This window comes from Brachybacterium sp. p3-SID1565 (genome assembly GCF_025143785.1).
GTDB classification, from domain to species: Bacteria; Actinomycetota; Actinomycetes; order Actinomycetales; family Dermabacteraceae; genus Brachybacterium; species Brachybacterium epidermidis.
Genome location: NZ_JAMBDS010000031.1, coordinates 1 through 15,670 on the forward strand (window position 1 = coordinate 1; position 15,670 = coordinate 15,670).

A 15,670-nucleotide genomic window follows, 5' to 3' on the forward strand; every position below is an offset into this window, starting at 1 on the left:
TCGGTGCGGGCGCTGACCTTCTTGCCGTAGAGCTCCTCGAAGGTGTCGTCGTAGGAGACGGCGTTGCTGCGGCGCTTGCCCTGCACGGCGCCCACCGCGCTCTGGGCGGTCTCGATCGTGGTGGTGGGCGCCTTGATGCGCTTGTACACCAGGAAGGCGACCAGGCCGGCGATCAGGCTCAGCACGATGAACACGCCGGCGATCAGCAGGAACGCACCCCAGTAGGGCATGCCGAGGGCCTCGAGACCGGTGGCGGCGAAGAACAGCAGCATCACCCAGGCCGAGAGCAGCAGGAACAGCAGCACCGCGGCGCAGGCCGCGATGATCCCGGCCTTGATCGCGATCGCCGTGAACTCCTTCTTGGCGATGTCGATCTCGTGGTGGACGACGCCGAGGAGCTCGTCCCGGATGGACTGGACGAGCTCGCCGATGGACCGCTGGGTGGGCGGCGTGCTCGGGTCGTTCGTGGTGTTGATCATGAGCGGAGCCTATCGCAGGAGGGAGGGGCAGTTCAGGTCGTGCAGGACGTGCCGGGGTGTGCACCCACCGCAGGGTGGGCGGGCACACCTCAGTCCACGGAGATGCGCTTGCGGCGCTCCTGGGCGGGGCGGGGTCCGGCGGAGCTGGAGCGGCGCACCACGATGGAGGGCGCCACGGCCACGTCACGGGCGGGTCCCACGTGGCCGGAGACCCGGTCCACCAGGAACTGAGCGGCCAGCGCACCGAGCCGATCGGAGTTGGGGTCCACACTGGTGAGCTGGGCGATGCCGGAGGCGGCCAGGGAGGTGTTGCCGTAGCCGGCCACGGCCAGCTGCTCAGGCACCTCGTACCCTGCCTCCCGGGCGGCGGAGAGCACCCCGATCGCGGTCAGGTCGTTGGCACAGGTGATGGCAGTGGGGACCCGGCTGCCGCGCAGCAGCATCGAACCGGCGGTGTGGCCCACCTGCTCGGTGAAGTCGCCGGGCTCGACGCGCGCCGTCTCGCTGAGGCCGTGGCGCTCCATGGCCTTGCGGAAGCCATCGGCGCGCTCACGGGCCACCTCGGCACCGACCCCGCCGACATGGGCGATCTCGGTGTGGCCCAGCCCCACGAGGTGGTCGACCAGCAGGCCCTGGCCCACCTCGTCGTCGATGCGCACGGTGTCGAAGCGCCCCACGAAGTCGCGCGAGCAGCCGATGCCGACGAAGGGCCGGTCCCCGGTGGCCTCCAGCACGCTGTCCATGTCGGCCAGGTCCGAGATCATCAGGAAGCCGTCCACGCCGAGCCGCACCAGGGACTCGATGGCCTCGGTGTCGGCGGCGACGGGGTACTCGGGCACGCGGCGGCGGGTGGGCACCACCACGGCGGAGCGCCCGGTGGCGGTCAGCTCGATGCGGATGGCACGCACCAGGTCCGAGATCCAGGTGTTGCGCATGGTGTTGACCAGCACGGCCACCACGCCGTGGTGGGAGTCCTCGTCGGCCAGCTCCTCCAGCGGGAAGTTCAGGCGCTCGGCGGCCTCCCGCACCCGGGTGGCCATCAGCGGGCGGATGTCGTCGGTGCCGCGCAGGGCGCGCAGCGCGACCGCGCTGGAGATACCCAGGGAGTCGGCGACATCGCGCAGGGTGCCCCGTGTGGGGCCCTCGTCCTGGGCGATGGACCCGGCGACCTTGTCCTCCTGCTCCACGACCTGGCCGGTGGAGCCGTCGATCCCCGCGGGGCCTCCGCCGTCGGGGGAGGAGCCGTCGGCGGCGGGATCGATGATGTCGTGGGAGGGGCTGCTCGCATCGTTGCTCATGGACACATTCAATCGCACTCCGCACGGGACCGCCGCCCCTGGGGGATTTCCCCCACTGCTTCGACGGGACCTCCCCGTGGGAACCGCGCCCCGGGCGGCCTAGTGTCAGTGCCATGGACCTCACCACCGCCGACACCGCCCCGGTGCACCGACCACGGCTGCGACTGCCGTCCCTGGCCGTGGTCGTCGTCGAGGGCCTGCTGGGCCTCACCTGGGGTTGGATCAGCATCAGTCTGTTCCTGACCGGCGTGGGATCGCTGTTCGCCGCCGGCAGCGGCCTGCTGCTGCTGATCCCATGGGCGGTGCTGATGCAGCTGGCGAACCGGTACGAGCAGCATCGTGCGGCCGGGGTGCACGGCATCGACGTGATCGTCCCCGCCCGGCGCCGCAGCACCCGCACCGGGCTGGGCGGCTGGCTGCACGACCTCTGGCTGGACCTCTCCTCCGGCCCTTTCTGGCGGGGGGTGCTGCACCACCACCTGGCGATGCTCTCGGCGTCGTTCTTCCTGCTGTGCCTGCTGACCCTGCTGTGGGTGTGGTGGGTGGCCGCAGAGCTCGCCCTCGTCCACGGCACCCTCACCCTGGGCACCATCACCGTGCCCGCCTGGGCGCTGGTGCTGATCTCCCTGACCGCCCTGGTGCTCGGTGCTCTCGCCGCCGTGGTGGGCGCCCTGGCGGACAGGGGCCTGGCCCGGGTGATGATCTCCGGCTCCGAGGAGGACCTGCGCGAGCAGGTGGTCGAGCTGACCCACCGCCGTCAGGGCGCGGTCGACGCCGCCGCTCAGGAGCGTGCACGGATCGAGCGGGACCTGCACGACGGCGTCCAGCCGCGCCTGGTGGCGATGGCGATGACCCTGGGCATGGCCAGGAGCGCGATCGCCACCGATCCGCAGCGCGCCACCGACCTGGTCTCCCACGCCCATGCGGAGGCCAAGGGGATCATGGCGGACCTGCGCCAGCTCGCCCGCGGCATCCACCCCGCGGTGCTCGAGGACCGCGGACTGGACGCGGCGCTGTCCGCCCTCGCGGCCCGCTCCTCCGTCCCGGTGGACCTGAGCATCGAGCTGCAGACCCGCCTGGACCGCGAGCGCGAGGCCGTCGCGTACTTCGTGGTGGCCGAGGCGCTGACCAACATCACCAAGCACGCCGACGCCACGCGGGCCGCGGTCTCCCTCACCGAACAGGCAGGAACCCTGCTGGTGCGCATCGAGGACGACGGCCGCGGCGGAGCCCGGGTGCACCGTGACGGCGTCTCCACCGGCCTGGCGGGGCTCACCGACCGGGTGCGAGCCACCGGTGGCCGTCTGGAGCTGACCGATCCCCCCACCGGCACCGGTACCGTCCTGCGGGCCGTGATCCCCCTGGACGCCCGCCCCGGGCTCGGCACCGGCGAGCAGTCCGACCATGAACCCGCCCGGGCGCCGTCGACGGACGCCCCCACCCCCACCCAGGAGGCCCTCCGATGAGGATCGTGATCGCCGACGACGCCGTGCTGCTGCGCGCCGGCCTCGAACGGCTGCTGACGGATGCAGGCCATGAGGTGGTCGCCGCGGTGGGGGACGGCACCGCGCTGCTGAGCGCCGTCAGCGCGCACCGGCCGGACCTGGCGGTGATCGACGTGCGCATGCCCCCCACCTTCACCGACGAGGGCGTGCGTGCGGCCACCCTGATGCGCCAGCAGGACCCCGAGGCGGCGCTGCTGGTGCTCTCCCAGTACGTCGAGGAGCGCTACGCCTCCGAGCTGATCGCCGACTCCCCCCGCGGACTGGGCTACGTGCTCAAGGACCGCGTGGCCGACGTCGAGGACTTCCTGGGGGTGGTGGAGACGGTCGGCTCCGGCGGCACCTGGCTGGACCCGGAGGTGGTCCAGCAGATCTTCGTGCGCTCCCGTCGGCGCCGCACCCTCGAGACCCTCAGCCCCCGCGAGCGCGAGGTGCTGGCGCTGATGGCGCAGGGACGCTCCAACCAGGCGATCGCCGATGCGCTGTTCGTCTCCGCCGGCAGCGTCGAGAAGCACATCTCGTCCCTGCTCACCAAGCTCGACCTGCCCCCCGTGGACGGCGAGAACCGCCGTGTCATGGCGGTGCTGCGCTATCTCGAGACGGAGGACCAGTGATGACCGTCCCCACCGCACCCCTCAAACCGGCCGCCGACCCCACGCTCGACCGTGCACCGTCCCCGCGGGTGCGGACCGAGCCGGCCCGGCGCCTCACGCCCTCCCCCGGCGGTGGTCGCGCCTGGCGCACCGTCTCCACGGCGGTGGCCGCCGCCCTCCTGGTCCTGGCACTGCTGGCCCTGGCCGGGGTGTCCGTGACGTCCTGGGCCATCAACCGCGGCTTCGGCGAGGTGGCAGCCACCCATGAGCTGGGGACACCGCCGTCGCTTGCTCTCAGCACCCGCGTGGCCGACGTCCGCCTGGCCGCCTCCCCTGACGTGGATCAGGTGACCCTGGCCCTGGTCGATCCCGGCAGCACCGACCTGCCCGGCCCCGAGGAGACCGCTCGTGCCCGCGTCGCGGTCGAGGGCTCGGCCCAGGGCCCGCGAGTGACCGTCAGCCAGCCCGGCATGAACCGCTTCGGCGGCCTGCTCGACGAGCACCGCGACCTGCTCGTGCTGGTGCCCGAGGGGCACCGCATGGCGGTGGACCTGCGCGCCGACGTGGGCGGGATCGACGCCGCCGGCGAGTTCGCCTCGATCTCCGCGACCTCCGACGTCGGTGACGTGCGCCTGAGCAGCGTCGACGCCCCCGGGGGGATCACCGTGCAGGCCGATGTGGGCTCGGTGGAGCTCGCTCCCGTCGCGTCCGTGCCCGGGGGGATCACGGTGACCTCCAGTCTCGGGGACGTGGACATCGCGCTGCCCCTGGACGCGGAGGGGGACGTGACCGTCACCAACGATGTGGGAGAGGTGTCCATGACCGCCCCCGGCACCGCACGGCGCGTGGTCCGGGCCGGCTCCGACGCGGGAACGGTGGACGTGGACCCGGCGTTCTTGACGGGCGAGGGTGAGGTGATCGGCACCGTGTCGATCACCACCAGCCTCGGTGATATCAGCGTCTCCCGGTGAACCCCTGCTGGATGAGGTCCATCACCGAGGAGTCCGCCAGGGTCTGGGTGTCCCCCACCTGACGGTTCTCGGCGACGTCGCGCAGCAGTCGGCGCATGATCTTGCCGGAGCGGGTCTTGGGAAGCTCGGTCACCAGCAGCACCTTCTTGGGCTTGGCGATCGGCCCGATCTCCCGGCCCACGTGCAGGCGCAGGGCCTCGGCGGCCTTCTCCGCACCGCCGGCGGCCTCGACCTCCTCCAGCGCCTCCTCGCGCAGGATCACGAAGGCCACCACGGCCTGCCCGGTGGTCTCGTCGCTGGCACCGACCACCGCGGCCTCGGCCACCCAGTCGTGGGCCACCAGGGCCGATTCGATCTCGGTGGTGGACAGGCGGTGCCCGGAGACGTTCATGACGTCGTCCACCCGGCCCAGCAGCCAGATGTCGCCGTCCTCATCCTTCTTGGCACCGTCACCGGCGAAGTAGCGGCCCGGGAACCGTGACCAGTAGGTGTCCTTGAAGCGCTGGTCGTCACCCCAGATGCCGCGCAGCATCGCCGGCCACGGCTCGGTGAGCACCAGGTAGCCGGCATCGCCGTCGGCCACCGGGTCCCCGGCGTCGTTGAGGACGTCGGCCCGGATGCCCGGCAGCGGCACCTGGGCGGCGCCGGGCTTGGCGGAGGTGACCCCGGGCAGCGGGGAGATCATGATGGCACCGGTCTCGGTCTGCCACCAGGTGTCCACGATGGGGCAGCGCCCCCCGCCGATCACCCGGTGGTACCAGCGCCACGCCTCGGGGTTGATGGACTCGCCCACGCTGCCCAGCAGGCGCAGGCTGGACAGGTCGAAGCGGCCCGGGATCTCCTCGCCCCACTTCATGGCGGTGCGGATCGCCGTGGGCGAGGAGTAGAACAGGGTGACCTTGTACTTCTCCACCACCTCCCACCAGCGGCCCTGGTGAGGGGTGTCCGGGGTGCCCTCGTAGATCACCTGGGTGGCCCGGTTGGCCAGCGGCCCGTACACCACGTAGGTGTGGCCGGTGACCCAGCCGACGTCCGCCGTGCACCAGTAGACGTCGCTGGAGGGCTTGAGGTCGAACACCGCGCGGTGGGTGTAGGCGGCCTGGGTGAGGTAGCCGCCGGTGGTGTGCACGATCCCCTTGGGCTTACCGGTGGTGCCGGAGGTGTAGAGGATGAACAGCGGGTGCTCGGCCTCCACCCACACGGGCTCGTGATCGGTGGAGGCGCTCTCGCGCGCCTCGTGCCACCACACGTCGCGCCCCTCGGTCCACTCCACCTCGCCGCCGGTGCGGCGCACCACCAGCACCTTCTGGACGGAATCCCCGCCCTTGGCGAGGGCCTCGTCCACAGCGCTCTTCAGGGGCAGGGCCTTGCCGCGGCGGAACTGACCGTCGGCAGTGATCACCGCGGTCGCCTCGGCATCCTCGATGCGCGAGCGCAGTGCGTCGGAGGAGAACCCGCCGAACACCACCGAGTGGGGGGCACCGATGCGGGCGCAGGCCAGCATGGCGATGACAGCCTCGGGGACCATGGGCAGGTAGATCGCCACCCGGTCCCCGGTGCGCACGCCCAGATCGCCCAGCACGTTGGCCATGCGGGAGACCTCCTCGCGCAGCTGGGCGTAGGTGTAGCGGGCATCGCTGCCGTCCTCGTACTCCGCCAGCAGCGCCACCTGCTCGCCGTGGCCGGCCTCCACATGGCGGTCCACGCAGTTGTAGCAGGCGTTCAGGGTGCCGTCGGCGAACCACTTCGCGAACGGCGGGTTCGACCAGTCCAGGGTATGGGTGAACGGGGTCTTCCAGCTCAGCACCGAGGCACGGGAGCGCCAGAAGGCCAGGCGGTCGCGCTCGGCCTCACCGTACAGGGAGGGGCGGGCCACGGCGTGCTCGACGAACTCCGAGGGCGGCGGGTAGACCGCCTGCTCCTCCTGCTCCTGGGGCGTGGCGTCGGCACCGGTGGGGGCGTCGGACATCTGGCTCTCCTGCTGCGTCTGGATCCCGCAGGATGGTCCCGCGGCGGTGGGCGTTGGTGAACGCGCCCACGCTATCGCACTGAGACCTGAGACACAGAGCCGGATCCGCCGTGCGATCGCCGGGTCGGCGCGGTCAGGTTCGCGGATGGATCTCCAGATGCTTCCCGTCGGGGTCGGTGACGTGGACGGACCGCACCTCGTCCTCCACCACCCGGGCGTCGTGGCCGGCGTCCCGCAGCCGGGCGGCAAGCGCATCGAGGTCCTCGGCGGTCTCGAATCCCAGGCGCACCAGGGCGATGTCCCCGAACTCGGTACCGGAGGGGCGCGAGACGCGGTCGTCCTCCCCACCGGGGGCGTGCAGGCCGATCGTGCCCGCGCCCGGGGCGGACAGCGCCTGCCACCACTGGTCGCCCGCACCGGCAGGCGCGAAGCCGAGCGCGGCGAAGAAGTCGACATCCCGGTCGCGGTCAGGACCCTCGGCACTGACCCGGACGGCGGTGACGGACAGGCGATCGTCCACCTGGGCGTCCGCCCCACCATGCCCGAGGTAGCCGTACAGGTCCCGCTGCTGCTCGTTGATGGCGATGTCCTCACCGCGGGGACCGCGCACGGCGCCCTGGCGCCCGTAGGTCTCGTCCCACACGCGCACCTCGAGCCCCCGGTCGCGCAGCTGGGCTGCGGCGGCATCGGTGTCCACGACGGACAGGCACAGCTGGGTCTCCCCCGCGGGTGCTGCGGTCTCGGCGTGCTCGGCGGTGTGGACCATGACGCGACCCCCGCCGCCGGCGACCATCTCGGCGAAAGTGCCGCCCTCGGTGGTCACCACCGGCGCCATGCCGAGGGTGCGCAGGAAGGCGATCATGGCGGGGGCGTCGTCGGTGAAGCGCAGGGGGTACACGGTGAAGGCAGCGGTGGGGTGCTGGGCGGTCATCGGGGCTCCTCGGTGCAGTGGGGGCGAGCATCGTGGGGATGGTCGAGGTACTGGGTGAGCGCTCGGCGCACGAGGTCGCTCAGACTCGAGGACTCGTCGATCGCACGGTGCTTGACGGCGATCACGAGTTCCTGCGGCAGATAGACGTTGAACTGGACCTTGGACGGGGTCGGTGATGAGTCCGACGGTGCTGACATGCGAGAAAGCTAGCAAGCTTGCACCGCGTCGGCAAGGGGCACCCCCAGAGCGTCCCGAGAGGTCTCAGAACGGGCATTGCGACCCAGGTGACGCGCTACCGTAGAGGGACCATGGTCCCTGAACTCGCTCCCGTCGGCCCCGCGCGCCGCCCTCCGGTGCGCAGCACTCCCCCGGCATCGAGGGCGACGGAGGCCGAGCTTCCGCGCAGTGCTCCGCCCGCCGATGTCACCCCGGCCCTGTTCACCCCGATGTCCCTGCGGGAGCTGAAGATCCGCAACCGCATCTGGCTGGCCCCCATGTGCCAGTACTCGGTCGAGGCCAAGGACGGGATCCCCACCGACTGGCACCTGATGCACCTGGGTGCCCGTGCCGCCGGCGGATTCGGACTGCTGATCACCGAGGCCACGGCCGTGTGCCCGCAGGGCCGCATCTCGCCGCAGGACACCGGCCTGTGGAACGACGACCAGATGCACTCCTGGTCCCGCATCGTCTCCTTCTGCCAGGCACAGGGAGCGAAGGTCGCGGTGCAGCTCGCCCACGCGGGCCGCAAGGCCTCGACCTGGCCGTCCCTGCCCCGCTACGCCGGCCGCCACGGCACGATCCCCGAGCTCGCCGGAGGCTGGCGCACGGTGGGCCCCACCGACGAGCCGTTCCCCGGCCTCGACCCGCCCGAGGTCCTGGATCGGGCCGGGATCACCGCTCTGATCGACGACTTCGTGACTGCCGCCCGCCGCGCTGAACAGGCCGGCTTCGACGCCGTGGAGCTGCACTTCGCCCACGGGTACCTGGTGCACGAGTTCCTCTCCCCCCTGGTCAACACCCGCAGCGACGAGTACGGCGGCGACGACGCGGGGCGCAGGCGGCTCGCCCTGGAGATCGCCGAGGCCGTCCGGCAGGTGTGGCCCGCGCACAAGCCGCTGATCGTGCGGATCAGCGCCACGGACTGGATCGACGGCGGCTGGCACACCCGGCATTCCATCGAGCTGGCCTGCGCCCTGTCCCGGATCGGGGTGGATGCCCTGCACGTCTCCACCGGTGGTGCCGTGATCGCCGACATCGCGGTCAAGGCCGAGTACCAGGTGGGGTTCGCCCGGTCGATCCGCGAGGCCACGGACATCCCCGTGGCCGCCGTCGGACTGATCACGGACCCCCACGGAGCGCAGCAGATCCTCGAGCGCGGCGACGCGGACGCGGTGGCACTGGGGCGCGTGGCGATGCGCGAGCCTGCCTGGCCGCAGCGCGCCGCCCACGAGCTCGGGGTGCGCGACGGCTCGCTGTACCCGGGCCCGTACCGCCGCGGCTCCTGGTGAGGCGCGGCGCACCCACGAGCCCTCCCCGGTGTGGTGGACTGATCGCATGATCGTCCTCACCGGTGCCACCGGCGGCATCGGCACCGCCCTGGCCCTGGCCCTCGCCCGGCGCGGTAAGCACCTCGTCCTCTCGGCCCGCGACGAGGCACGCCTGCAGGCCCTGGCGGCGCGGGTGCGCGAGGCCGGCGGGACCGCCACCGTCCATGCCTGCGACCTGCGCGACCAGGAGGCGGTCTCACACATGGCGGCAGCGATCCTGCAGGACGGTGTGCCCGAGGCGGTGATCGCGCTGGCCGGGCACTCGATCCATCGCGGCCTCAGCGAGACCTTCGGGCGGCCCCATGACCTGGTGCGCCTGGCCGGCACCAACCTTTTGGGCCCGGCCACGCTGATCCTGGCGCTGCTGGAGCCGATGTGCGCCCGTGGAAGAGGCCGGGTGGTGGCCGTCACCAGCGCGACCACCCGCATCCCCACCCCGGGCTGGGCCGCCTACGCGGCCACCAAGAGCGGGCTGGACACCTGGCTGCGGGCCCTGCGCCCGGAGGCCTCCGCCCGCGGCGTGGGCATCTGCGTGGTGGAGATGCCACTGGTGGCCACCGCGATGGCCGCCCCCACCTACGGCTCCGATCCTCGGACCGCCCTCAGCCCCGAGCAGGCAGCGGCGATGGTGCTGCGGGCCCTGGACGGCGATCGCAGCCTGATCTCGCCGTGGTGGGCGCGGATCGGGGCCGTGGTGTCCCAGGCCGCACCGGCGCGCTCCGCTCATCTGGCCGGCAGGGGCCAGGGCTGGGTCGCCCGGCTGCTCCGCCGCGACCGATCGGCCCGCCCGTTCCGCTCGCTGCGACACCGGGCTCCGGAGCGTCGGTCATGAGGATCCTCCAGGCCCGCACCGCCCTGCGCCTGCGGGCCCGTCTGCAGCCCCGCCGGGTGGTCCTCACCGACGCCAAGGGAGAGCTGACGGCACGCGACCTCGACGGGATCACCGCGCTGATGCACCGCGGCCGCACGGCCACCTCCGCACGGTCCGTGCCGCGCTGCCCGCCGCAGGTGGCCGAGCTGCCCCCCGACGCTCCGCTGCGGCAGGTCCTGGCGACTGCGCTCACCGCCGGCGACGAGCTGGAGATGCGGTCCAGCGGCAGCACCGGCCCTCCCCACCTGCAGCGCCGGGGACCGCTCTCGGCGGCCCAGCTGCGCACCCTGAGGGACCTGGCCCGTCGGATCGGGCTGCGCGGCGGCGCCAGCATCGCCAGCGCCGCCCCGGGCGTGCACGGCCATGGCCTGCTGGTGGGTCTGGGGGCACTGGTGCTGGGCTCCCCTCTGGTGGACCTGAGCCACCTGCGCCCGGCCCAGCGCGTGCAGCTGCTCCACCGCGAGCGCCCCCAGCTGCTGACCGGTGTCCCCGTGCACCTGGCGGACGTCCTCGCCGCTGATCAGGAGCATGCCCGCGGGCGTCCCCTGCAGATCCCCCGGGTGATCTCCGGCTCCGACGTGCTGCCCGCGGCGCTGCGCGCGGATCTGGCCCGACACTTACGGGCGCGGGTGCACGACGTGTACGGCACCACGGAGACCGGTCCGATCGCCGTGGACGGGCGGCCGCTGGCCGGGGTTCGGATCCGCGAGCAGGACGGTCTGCTGATCGTGCGCACCCCCTTCACCGGGGGCAAGGAGCTGGTGACCGACCGCGGGCACCTCGATAAGCAGGGCCGGGTACGGGTGACCGGCCGGGCCGACGGCGCCGTCTCCTCCGGGGGGATGCTGCACGACCCGCGGGCGGTGGCCCGCCTGCTGGTCTCGCATCCAGGCGTGGCGGCAGTGCGCCTGCGGGTGGTGGAGGACGAGCGCTTCGGGGCGCGCACCGTCGCCGAGGTCACGCCCTCACCGGGCGAGGCCGCCGTGCCGACGGGCCAGGAGCTGCGCTCCCTGGTGCGGGACCGGCTGGGTGCGGCCGCGGTACCCCGCGAGGTGGTGCTGCTCAGCAGTCCGGGCGACTGACCGGCACCGCGGTGACGGCCAGGCCGCCCATGGCCGTCTCCTTGTAGCGCTCGTTCATGTCCTTTCCGGTCTGGCGCATGGTCTCGATGACCGTGTCCAGGGACACGAAGTGCTCCCCCGTGCCGCGCAGTGCGAAGCGGGCGGCGGTGATCGCCTTGACGGCGGCCATGGCATTGCGCTCGATGCACGGGACCTGCACCAGGCCCGCCACCGGGTCGCAGGTCAGGCCGAGGTTGTGCTCCATGGCGATCTCCGCGGCGTTCTCCACCTGGGCGGGCTTGCCGCCCATCGCCTCGCACAGGGCCGCGGCCGCCATCGAGCAGGCCGATCCCACCTCGCCCTGGCAGCCCACCTCGGCACCCGAGATGGAGGCGTGCTCCTTGTACAGCGAGCCGATCGCGCCGGCGGTCAGCAGGAACCGCACCGCGATCTCGTCCGGGTCCACACCCTCGATGTACGTGGTGGCGAAGTGCATCACCGCCGGGATGATGCCGGCGGCACCGTTGGTGGGGGCGGTGACCACGCGGCCACCGGCGGCGTTCTCCTCGTTGACGGCCAGCGCGGCCAGGGACACCCACTCGAAGGCGTTCATGGGCAGTTTGACCGGGTCCTCGGCGCTGAGCGACTCGTACCAGGACGCCGCGCGGCGCTTGACCTCGAGGCCGCCGGGCAGCACGCCGTGCGTGCTCACGCCCCGCTCGATGCACCCGCTCATGGTGCGCCAGATCTCCAGTGCCCCGGTGCGGATCTCCTCGTCGCTGCGCCACTGCCGCTCCCGCATCAGCATCGCCTCGGAGATCGAGATGCCGCGCTCCTCGCACACCCGCAGCAGCTCGGCGCCGGTGGTGAAGATGGCACTGCCCTGCTCCTCGGAGGCGACGTCCGCCATCGACTGGTCCATGTCGGCCTCGTCGACCACGAAGCCGCCGCCCACCGAGAACATGGGGCGTCGCAGCAGCTCCTCACCGTCGGCGTCCAGCGCGATGAAGGTCATGCCGTTGGAGTGCTGGGGCAGAAAGGTCAGGGGGTGCAGCACGATGCTGCTGGGACGCAGGGAGACCGGCACCCGGCCGTCCAGCAGCAGCCCGCCCTCCCGTTCGATCGTGGCCACCCGTTCCCGACCCGCCACCGGGTCCACCGTCTCGGGGTCCGCACCCTCCAGGCCCATGACCACGGCATCGAGCGTGCCGTGACCGTGGCTGGTGGCGGCGAGAGAGCCGTACAGGTGCACGGCCACGTCGGCGAGGCGCGGGGCCACCTGCTGGTCCTCGAGCACCTGGCTGGCGAACATCGCCGCGGCCCGCATCGGACCCACCGTATGGGAGCTGGAGGGCCCGATGCCGATCTTGAACAGGTCGAACAAACTGATGCTCATCGCGATCCCTTCCCTCTACCGCGGCCGGAGCCGCCCTGACCACCACGACCGGGACGCCCGCGCCCCGCGCTGCCGCTCCGGCCGGTACCGCCCTGTCCGCCCCGGCCGGTACCGCCCTGTCCGCCCCGGCCGGTACCGCTCTGCCCACCCCGGCCAGTACCGCTCCGTCCGCCCCGGCCAGTACCGCTCTGCCCGCCCCGGCCGTTTCCGCTCCGGCCACGGCGTCCGCCTCCCCTGCGGGGCGCCGCCCCGGGACGCGATGCGGGATCCTCCTCCCAGGAGGCGCGACGCTCCTCATTGGCCCTGCGCTCCTCGGCACGGGAGGCGTCGGCACCGGCGCGGCGGCCACCGCGGGTCAGGTCGAGCTTGCGGGGCGCGCCCTTGTACTTCGTCATGGCCGGGTCCTCGACCGGCTCCCCGGAGGGACGGCACCCGCCGAGCGCGACCAGCACCGGGGCCTCGGCGTCCGCGACCTCGTCCCAGCCAGGCTCCACCTTGGCGCCCTCGACCACGGAGCGGGTCTTTGCCACCTGATGAGGCAGGGCGAGGGTGACCACGGTGCCCTCCGCACCCGCCCGGGCGGTGCGACCGGAGCGGTGCACGTACTCCTTGACGTCGTCGGCCGGATCCACGTGCACCACCATGGTGACGTCGTCGATGTGCAGGCCACGGGCGGCCACGTCGGTGGCCACCAGCACGGGGAAGGCTCCCTGTCGGAAGCCGGCGAGCACATTGGTGCGCAGCCCCTGCTGCTTGCTGCCGTGGAGGGCGGCTGCCGCGATGCCCACCTCCACCAGTTCCCGGGCCACGCGCTCGGCCCCCAGCTGAGTGCGGGTGAACAGCAGCGTGCGGCCCCGCCGCGCGGCCAACCGCGCGGTGACCTCGCGCTTGGCAGAGGGATCGATGGCCAGCACGTGGTGCTGCATGGTGGCCACCGCCGCCGCCACCGGCACGGTCTCGTGGGAGACCGGATCCACCAGGAAGGCATCCACGATCTCCTCCACCTGACCGTCGAGGGTGGCGGAGAACAGCATCTTCTGGGTGCCCATGGGGACAGCGGCCAGGATGTCCCGCACCTGCGGCAGGAAGCCGAGGTCGGCCATGTGGTCGGCCTCGTCGATCACGGTGGTCTCCACACGGTCTAGCATCAGGGCGCCGCGCTCGGCCAGATCGATCAGCCGGCCCGGGGTCGCCACGATGATCTCCACCCCCCGGGCCACCGCATCGGCCTGCTTCTCGATGCTCATCCCGCCGGCCACCAGCTGGGCCCTGATCCCCAGTGCCCGGGCGAAGGGGTGGATGGTGTCCACCACCTGCACGGCCAGTTCACGGGTGGGCACCAGCACCACCCCGAGGGGACGGCGCCGGTGGACCTTGCGGCCCCGGAAGCGGGAGGTCATCGCCAGGGTGAAGGCGAGGGTCTTGCCGGAGCCGGTCTCCGCGCGGGCCAGCACGTCGCGGCCGGCGAGGGCATCGGGCAGGATCGCCTCCTGAATCTCGAAGGCACGGTCCAGCCCCTGCTCGGTGAGGACACCGAGCACTTCCTCGGGCAGGGCCATGTCCTCGAAACGCTGGGAACGGTGGGCCGATCGGCGGCGTGCCTTGGGCATCGTGATTCTCCTGACGGTGGGGCGGTACCCATCATCGCGCATGCGAGACTGGGGACGATGCTGCGCACAATGATGACCTCCAAGATCCACCGGGCCACCGTCACCCAGGCCGACCTCCACTACGTGGGGTCGGTGACGATCGACGCCGACCTGCTGGAGGCCGCCGGGATCCTGGAGAACGAGCAGGTCTCCATCGTGGACATCACCAACGGCTCGCGCCTGGAGACCTACGCCATCACCGGCGAGCGCGGATCCGGCCAGATCAGCATCAACGGTGCGGCCGCCCACCTGGTGAAGCCAGGGGATCTGGTGATCATCATCGCCTACGGCATGTTCGAGGACGCCGAGGCGCGCAGCCACCAGCCCACCGTGGTGCACGTGGACGGCGAGAACCGCATCGTGCAGATCGGCAACGATCCCGCTCAGCCCGTGCCCGGCATGCCGGGCCAGGTCGCCAGCCGCTGATGCAGGCCCGCTCGGGGATCTGAACCGTGTCGGGCGTCCTCAGCGGCTTCTTCATCGTCTGGGCCCTGATCGGGGTGGGCTGGCTGACGGCCCGCACCGGCGTGCTGGGCCCGCACGCGCGGTACGTGCTGAACCGCACCACCTTCTTCCTGGCCTCTCCTGCACTGGTGCTGGTGGGGCTGCTGCAGTCCGAGCCCACCGAGGTGCTGTCGACCCCCATGCTGGTGGCGGCCCTCGCGGGCCTGAGCACAGGCGCCGTGCTGCTGGTCGCACTGCGGGTGCTGACCTCCCGGCGGGGTGTGGACCTGGTGGTCGCGGCGATCAGCGGATCGGTGGTCAACGGCGCGAACATGGGCTTCCCGATCGCCCTCTACGTGCTGGGGGACATCTCGCACGCGATCCCGGTGATCCTGTTCCAGCAGGCGGTGTACACCCCGCTGTACCTGTTCGTGCTGCATTCCCTCACCCAGGAGCGCCGACCGGGCCCGGCCGGGGTGGCGCGCACCATCCTGGCCAATCCCACGATCATCGCCTCGGCCGTGGGACTGGCGCTCTCGGCAGCGGGGGTCCAGCTGCCGGAGGTGGCGCTGCAGCCGGTGCGCTCCCTCGCGGACATGGCGATCCCGGCCATGCTGCTGGCCTACGGGCTGTCGCTGCACGGCTCTCGCCCCTTCGCCCGGGACGACGGCTACCGGGGCCTGATCGCGGCGTCCTCGACCACCAAGCTCGTGGTGATGCCGCTGATCGCCCTGGGGATCGGCGCCGCGCTGGGCCTGCGGGGGCAGGATCTGTACGAGGTGGTGGTGATGGCCGCACTGCCCACCGCGCAGAACGTGTTCGTGGCTGCGGCTCGCTACGAGGCCGCCGAGAACCTCGCCCGGGACACGGTGCTGGTGACCACCGTCGGCACCGTGGTGGTGCTGATGGTGCTGGCCGTCGCCCTGGGGGCCTGACCAGCCACGTTCAACTCCTGGTGG

The 15,670-nt window shown here is 72.3% G+C and carries 15 protein-coding genes; 8 read left to right on the top strand and 7 right to left on the bottom strand.

Annotated features, from left to right (window positions below):
* Both M4D54_RS08610 and M4D54_RS08615 read right to left on the bottom strand, forming a co-directional pair.
* Positions 1-479, bottom strand: a 479-nt coding sequence (locus M4D54_RS08610) for a phage holin family protein (protein WP_259890973.1), incomplete at its 3' end; no start/stop codon positions are given.
* 89 nt (positions 480-568) lie between these two features.
* A complete protein-coding gene (locus M4D54_RS08615; RefSeq protein WP_193865753.1) occupies positions 569-1,777 on the bottom strand; it encodes a LacI family DNA-binding transcriptional regulator in 1,209 nt (402 codons plus the stop codon).
* Positions 1,778-1,890: 113 nt separating this feature from the next.
* On the opposite strand from M4D54_RS08615, the gene M4D54_RS08620 reads away from it, so the two are divergent.
* From M4D54_RS08620 to M4D54_RS08630, 3 genes are read left to right on the top strand one after another with little or no spacing between them, the layout of a single operon-like run.
* Entirely contained in the window at positions 1,891-3,243 is a 1,353-nt protein-coding gene (locus M4D54_RS08620; protein WP_259890974.1) for a sensor histidine kinase, read from the top strand.
* On the top strand, positions 3,240-3,893 hold the full coding sequence (locus M4D54_RS08625) for a response regulator transcription factor (RefSeq protein ID WP_259890976.1): 654 nt from the start codon (positions 3,240-3,242) through the stop codon (positions 3,891-3,893). The genes M4D54_RS08620 and M4D54_RS08625 overlap by 4 nt, the downstream gene beginning before the upstream one ends.
* Positions 3,893-4,843: a DUF4097 domain-containing protein gene (locus M4D54_RS08630; protein WP_259890977.1), complete on the top strand. Its 951-nt coding sequence runs from the start codon at positions 3,893-3,895 to the stop codon at positions 4,841-4,843. Before M4D54_RS08625 ends, M4D54_RS08630 begins: the two co-directional genes overlap by 1 nt.
* Here the strand turns inward: M4D54_RS08630 and acs are convergent.
* The 3 genes from acs to M4D54_RS08645 form a co-directional block, all read right to left on the bottom strand.
* Positions 4,827-6,812 (bottom strand): acetate--CoA ligase, encoded by a 1,986-nt coding sequence (acs, locus tag M4D54_RS08635; protein WP_193865755.1) that lies wholly within the window; start codon positions 6,810-6,812, stop codon positions 4,827-4,829. The two genes, M4D54_RS08630 and acs, sit on opposite strands and share 17 nt — an antisense overlap.
* Before the next feature lie 133 nt (positions 6,813-6,945).
* Complete coding sequence (locus M4D54_RS08640) at positions 6,946-7,743, bottom strand: VOC family protein (protein ID WP_193865756.1); 798 nt, start codon at positions 7,741-7,743, stop codon at positions 6,946-6,948.
* Positions 7,740-7,940, bottom strand: coding sequence for a CopG family transcriptional regulator (locus M4D54_RS08645; RefSeq protein ID WP_193865757.1), 201 nt, complete (start codon positions 7,938-7,940; stop codon positions 7,740-7,742). Before M4D54_RS08645 ends, M4D54_RS08640 begins: the two co-directional genes overlap by 4 nt.
* A 249-nt stretch (positions 7,941-8,189) precedes the next feature.
* Here M4D54_RS08645 and M4D54_RS08650 point away from each other — a divergent pair, with 249 nt between their 5' ends.
* Genes M4D54_RS08650 through M4D54_RS08660 form a run of 3 tightly spaced genes read left to right on the top strand, consistent with a single transcriptional unit; the run spans position 8,190 to position 11,243 of the window.
* A complete protein-coding gene (locus M4D54_RS08650; protein WP_259890984.1) occupies positions 8,190-9,251 on the top strand; it encodes an NADH:flavin oxidoreductase/NADH oxidase in 1,062 nt (353 codons plus the stop codon).
* Between the two features lie 46 nt (positions 9,252-9,297).
* Positions 9,298-10,122: an SDR family oxidoreductase gene (locus tag M4D54_RS08655; RefSeq protein WP_193865758.1), complete on the top strand. Its 825-nt coding sequence runs from the start codon at positions 9,298-9,300 to the stop codon at positions 10,120-10,122.
* Entirely contained in the window at positions 10,119-11,243 is a 1,125-nt protein-coding gene (locus tag M4D54_RS08660; RefSeq protein WP_193865759.1) for an AMP-binding protein, read from the top strand. Before M4D54_RS08655 ends, M4D54_RS08660 begins: the two co-directional genes overlap by 4 nt.
* Here the strand turns inward: M4D54_RS08660 and M4D54_RS08665 are convergent.
* Together M4D54_RS08665 and M4D54_RS08670 are read right to left on the bottom strand one after the other, a co-directional pair.
* On the bottom strand, positions 11,224-12,618 hold the full coding sequence (locus tag M4D54_RS08665; RefSeq protein ID WP_259890979.1) for an L-serine ammonia-lyase: 1,395 nt from the start codon (positions 12,616-12,618) through the stop codon (positions 11,224-11,226). The two genes, M4D54_RS08660 and M4D54_RS08665, sit on opposite strands and share 20 nt — an antisense overlap.
* Positions 12,615-14,228 (bottom strand): DEAD/DEAH box helicase, encoded by a 1,614-nt coding sequence (locus M4D54_RS08670; protein WP_259890980.1) that lies wholly within the window; start codon positions 14,226-14,228, stop codon positions 12,615-12,617. The genes M4D54_RS08665 and M4D54_RS08670 overlap by 4 nt, the downstream gene beginning before the upstream one ends.
* Before the next feature lie 57 nt (positions 14,229-14,285).
* On the opposite strand from M4D54_RS08670, the gene panD reads away from it, so the two are divergent.
* The gene (gene panD, locus M4D54_RS08675) at positions 14,286-14,693 is read left to right on the top strand and encodes an aspartate 1-decarboxylase (RefSeq protein ID WP_193865761.1); all 408 of its coding nucleotides are present in this window, start codon (positions 14,286-14,288) and stop codon (positions 14,691-14,693) included.
* Positions 14,694-14,719: 26 nt separating this feature from the next.
* Positions 14,720-15,646: an AEC family transporter gene (locus tag M4D54_RS08680; protein WP_193865762.1), complete on the top strand. Its 927-nt coding sequence runs from the start codon at positions 14,720-14,722 to the stop codon at positions 15,644-15,646.
* Positions 15,647-15,670 lie beyond the last annotated feature (24 nt).

Coding starts and splice junctions, on each gene's coding strand:
- M4D54_RS08645 (WP_193865757.1), bottom strand. CDS start 7,940: ATGTCAGCACCGTCGGACTCATCACCGACCCCGTCCAAGGTCCAGTTC.
- M4D54_RS08670 (WP_259890980.1), bottom strand. CDS start 14,228: ATGCCCAAGGCACGCCGCCGATCGGCCCACCGTTCCCAGCGTTTCGAG.
- M4D54_RS08640 (WP_193865756.1), bottom strand. CDS start 7,743: ATGACCGCCCAGCACCCCACCGCTGCCTTCACCGTGTACCCCCTGCGC.
- M4D54_RS08665 (WP_259890979.1), bottom strand. CDS start 12,618: ATGAGCATCAGTTTGTTCGACCTGTTCAAGATCGGCATCGGGCCCTCC.
- M4D54_RS08615 (WP_193865753.1), bottom strand. CDS start 1,777: ATGAGCAACGATGCGAGCAGCCCCTCCCACGACATCATCGATCCCGCC.
- M4D54_RS08625 (WP_259890976.1), top strand. CDS start 3,240: ATGAGGATCGTGATCGCCGACGACGCCGTGCTGCTGCGCGCCGGCCTC.
- panD (WP_193865761.1), top strand. CDS start 14,286: ATGCTGCGCACAATGATGACCTCCAAGATCCACCGGGCCACCGTCACC.
- M4D54_RS08655 (WP_193865758.1), top strand. CDS start 9,298: ATGATCGTCCTCACCGGTGCCACCGGCGGCATCGGCACCGCCCTGGCC.
- M4D54_RS08630 (WP_259890977.1), top strand. CDS start 3,893: ATGACCGTCCCCACCGCACCCCTCAAACCGGCCGCCGACCCCACGCTC.
- M4D54_RS08650 (WP_259890984.1), top strand. CDS start 8,190: ATGTCCCTGCGGGAGCTGAAGATCCGCAACCGCATCTGGCTGGCCCCC.
- M4D54_RS08620 (WP_259890974.1), top strand. CDS start 1,891: ATGGACCTCACCACCGCCGACACCGCCCCGGTGCACCGACCACGGCTG.
- M4D54_RS08660 (WP_193865759.1), top strand. CDS start 10,119: ATGAGGATCCTCCAGGCCCGCACCGCCCTGCGCCTGCGGGCCCGTCTG.
- acs (WP_193865755.1), bottom strand. CDS start 6,812: ATGTCCGACGCCCCCACCGGTGCCGACGCCACGCCCCAGGAGCAGGAG.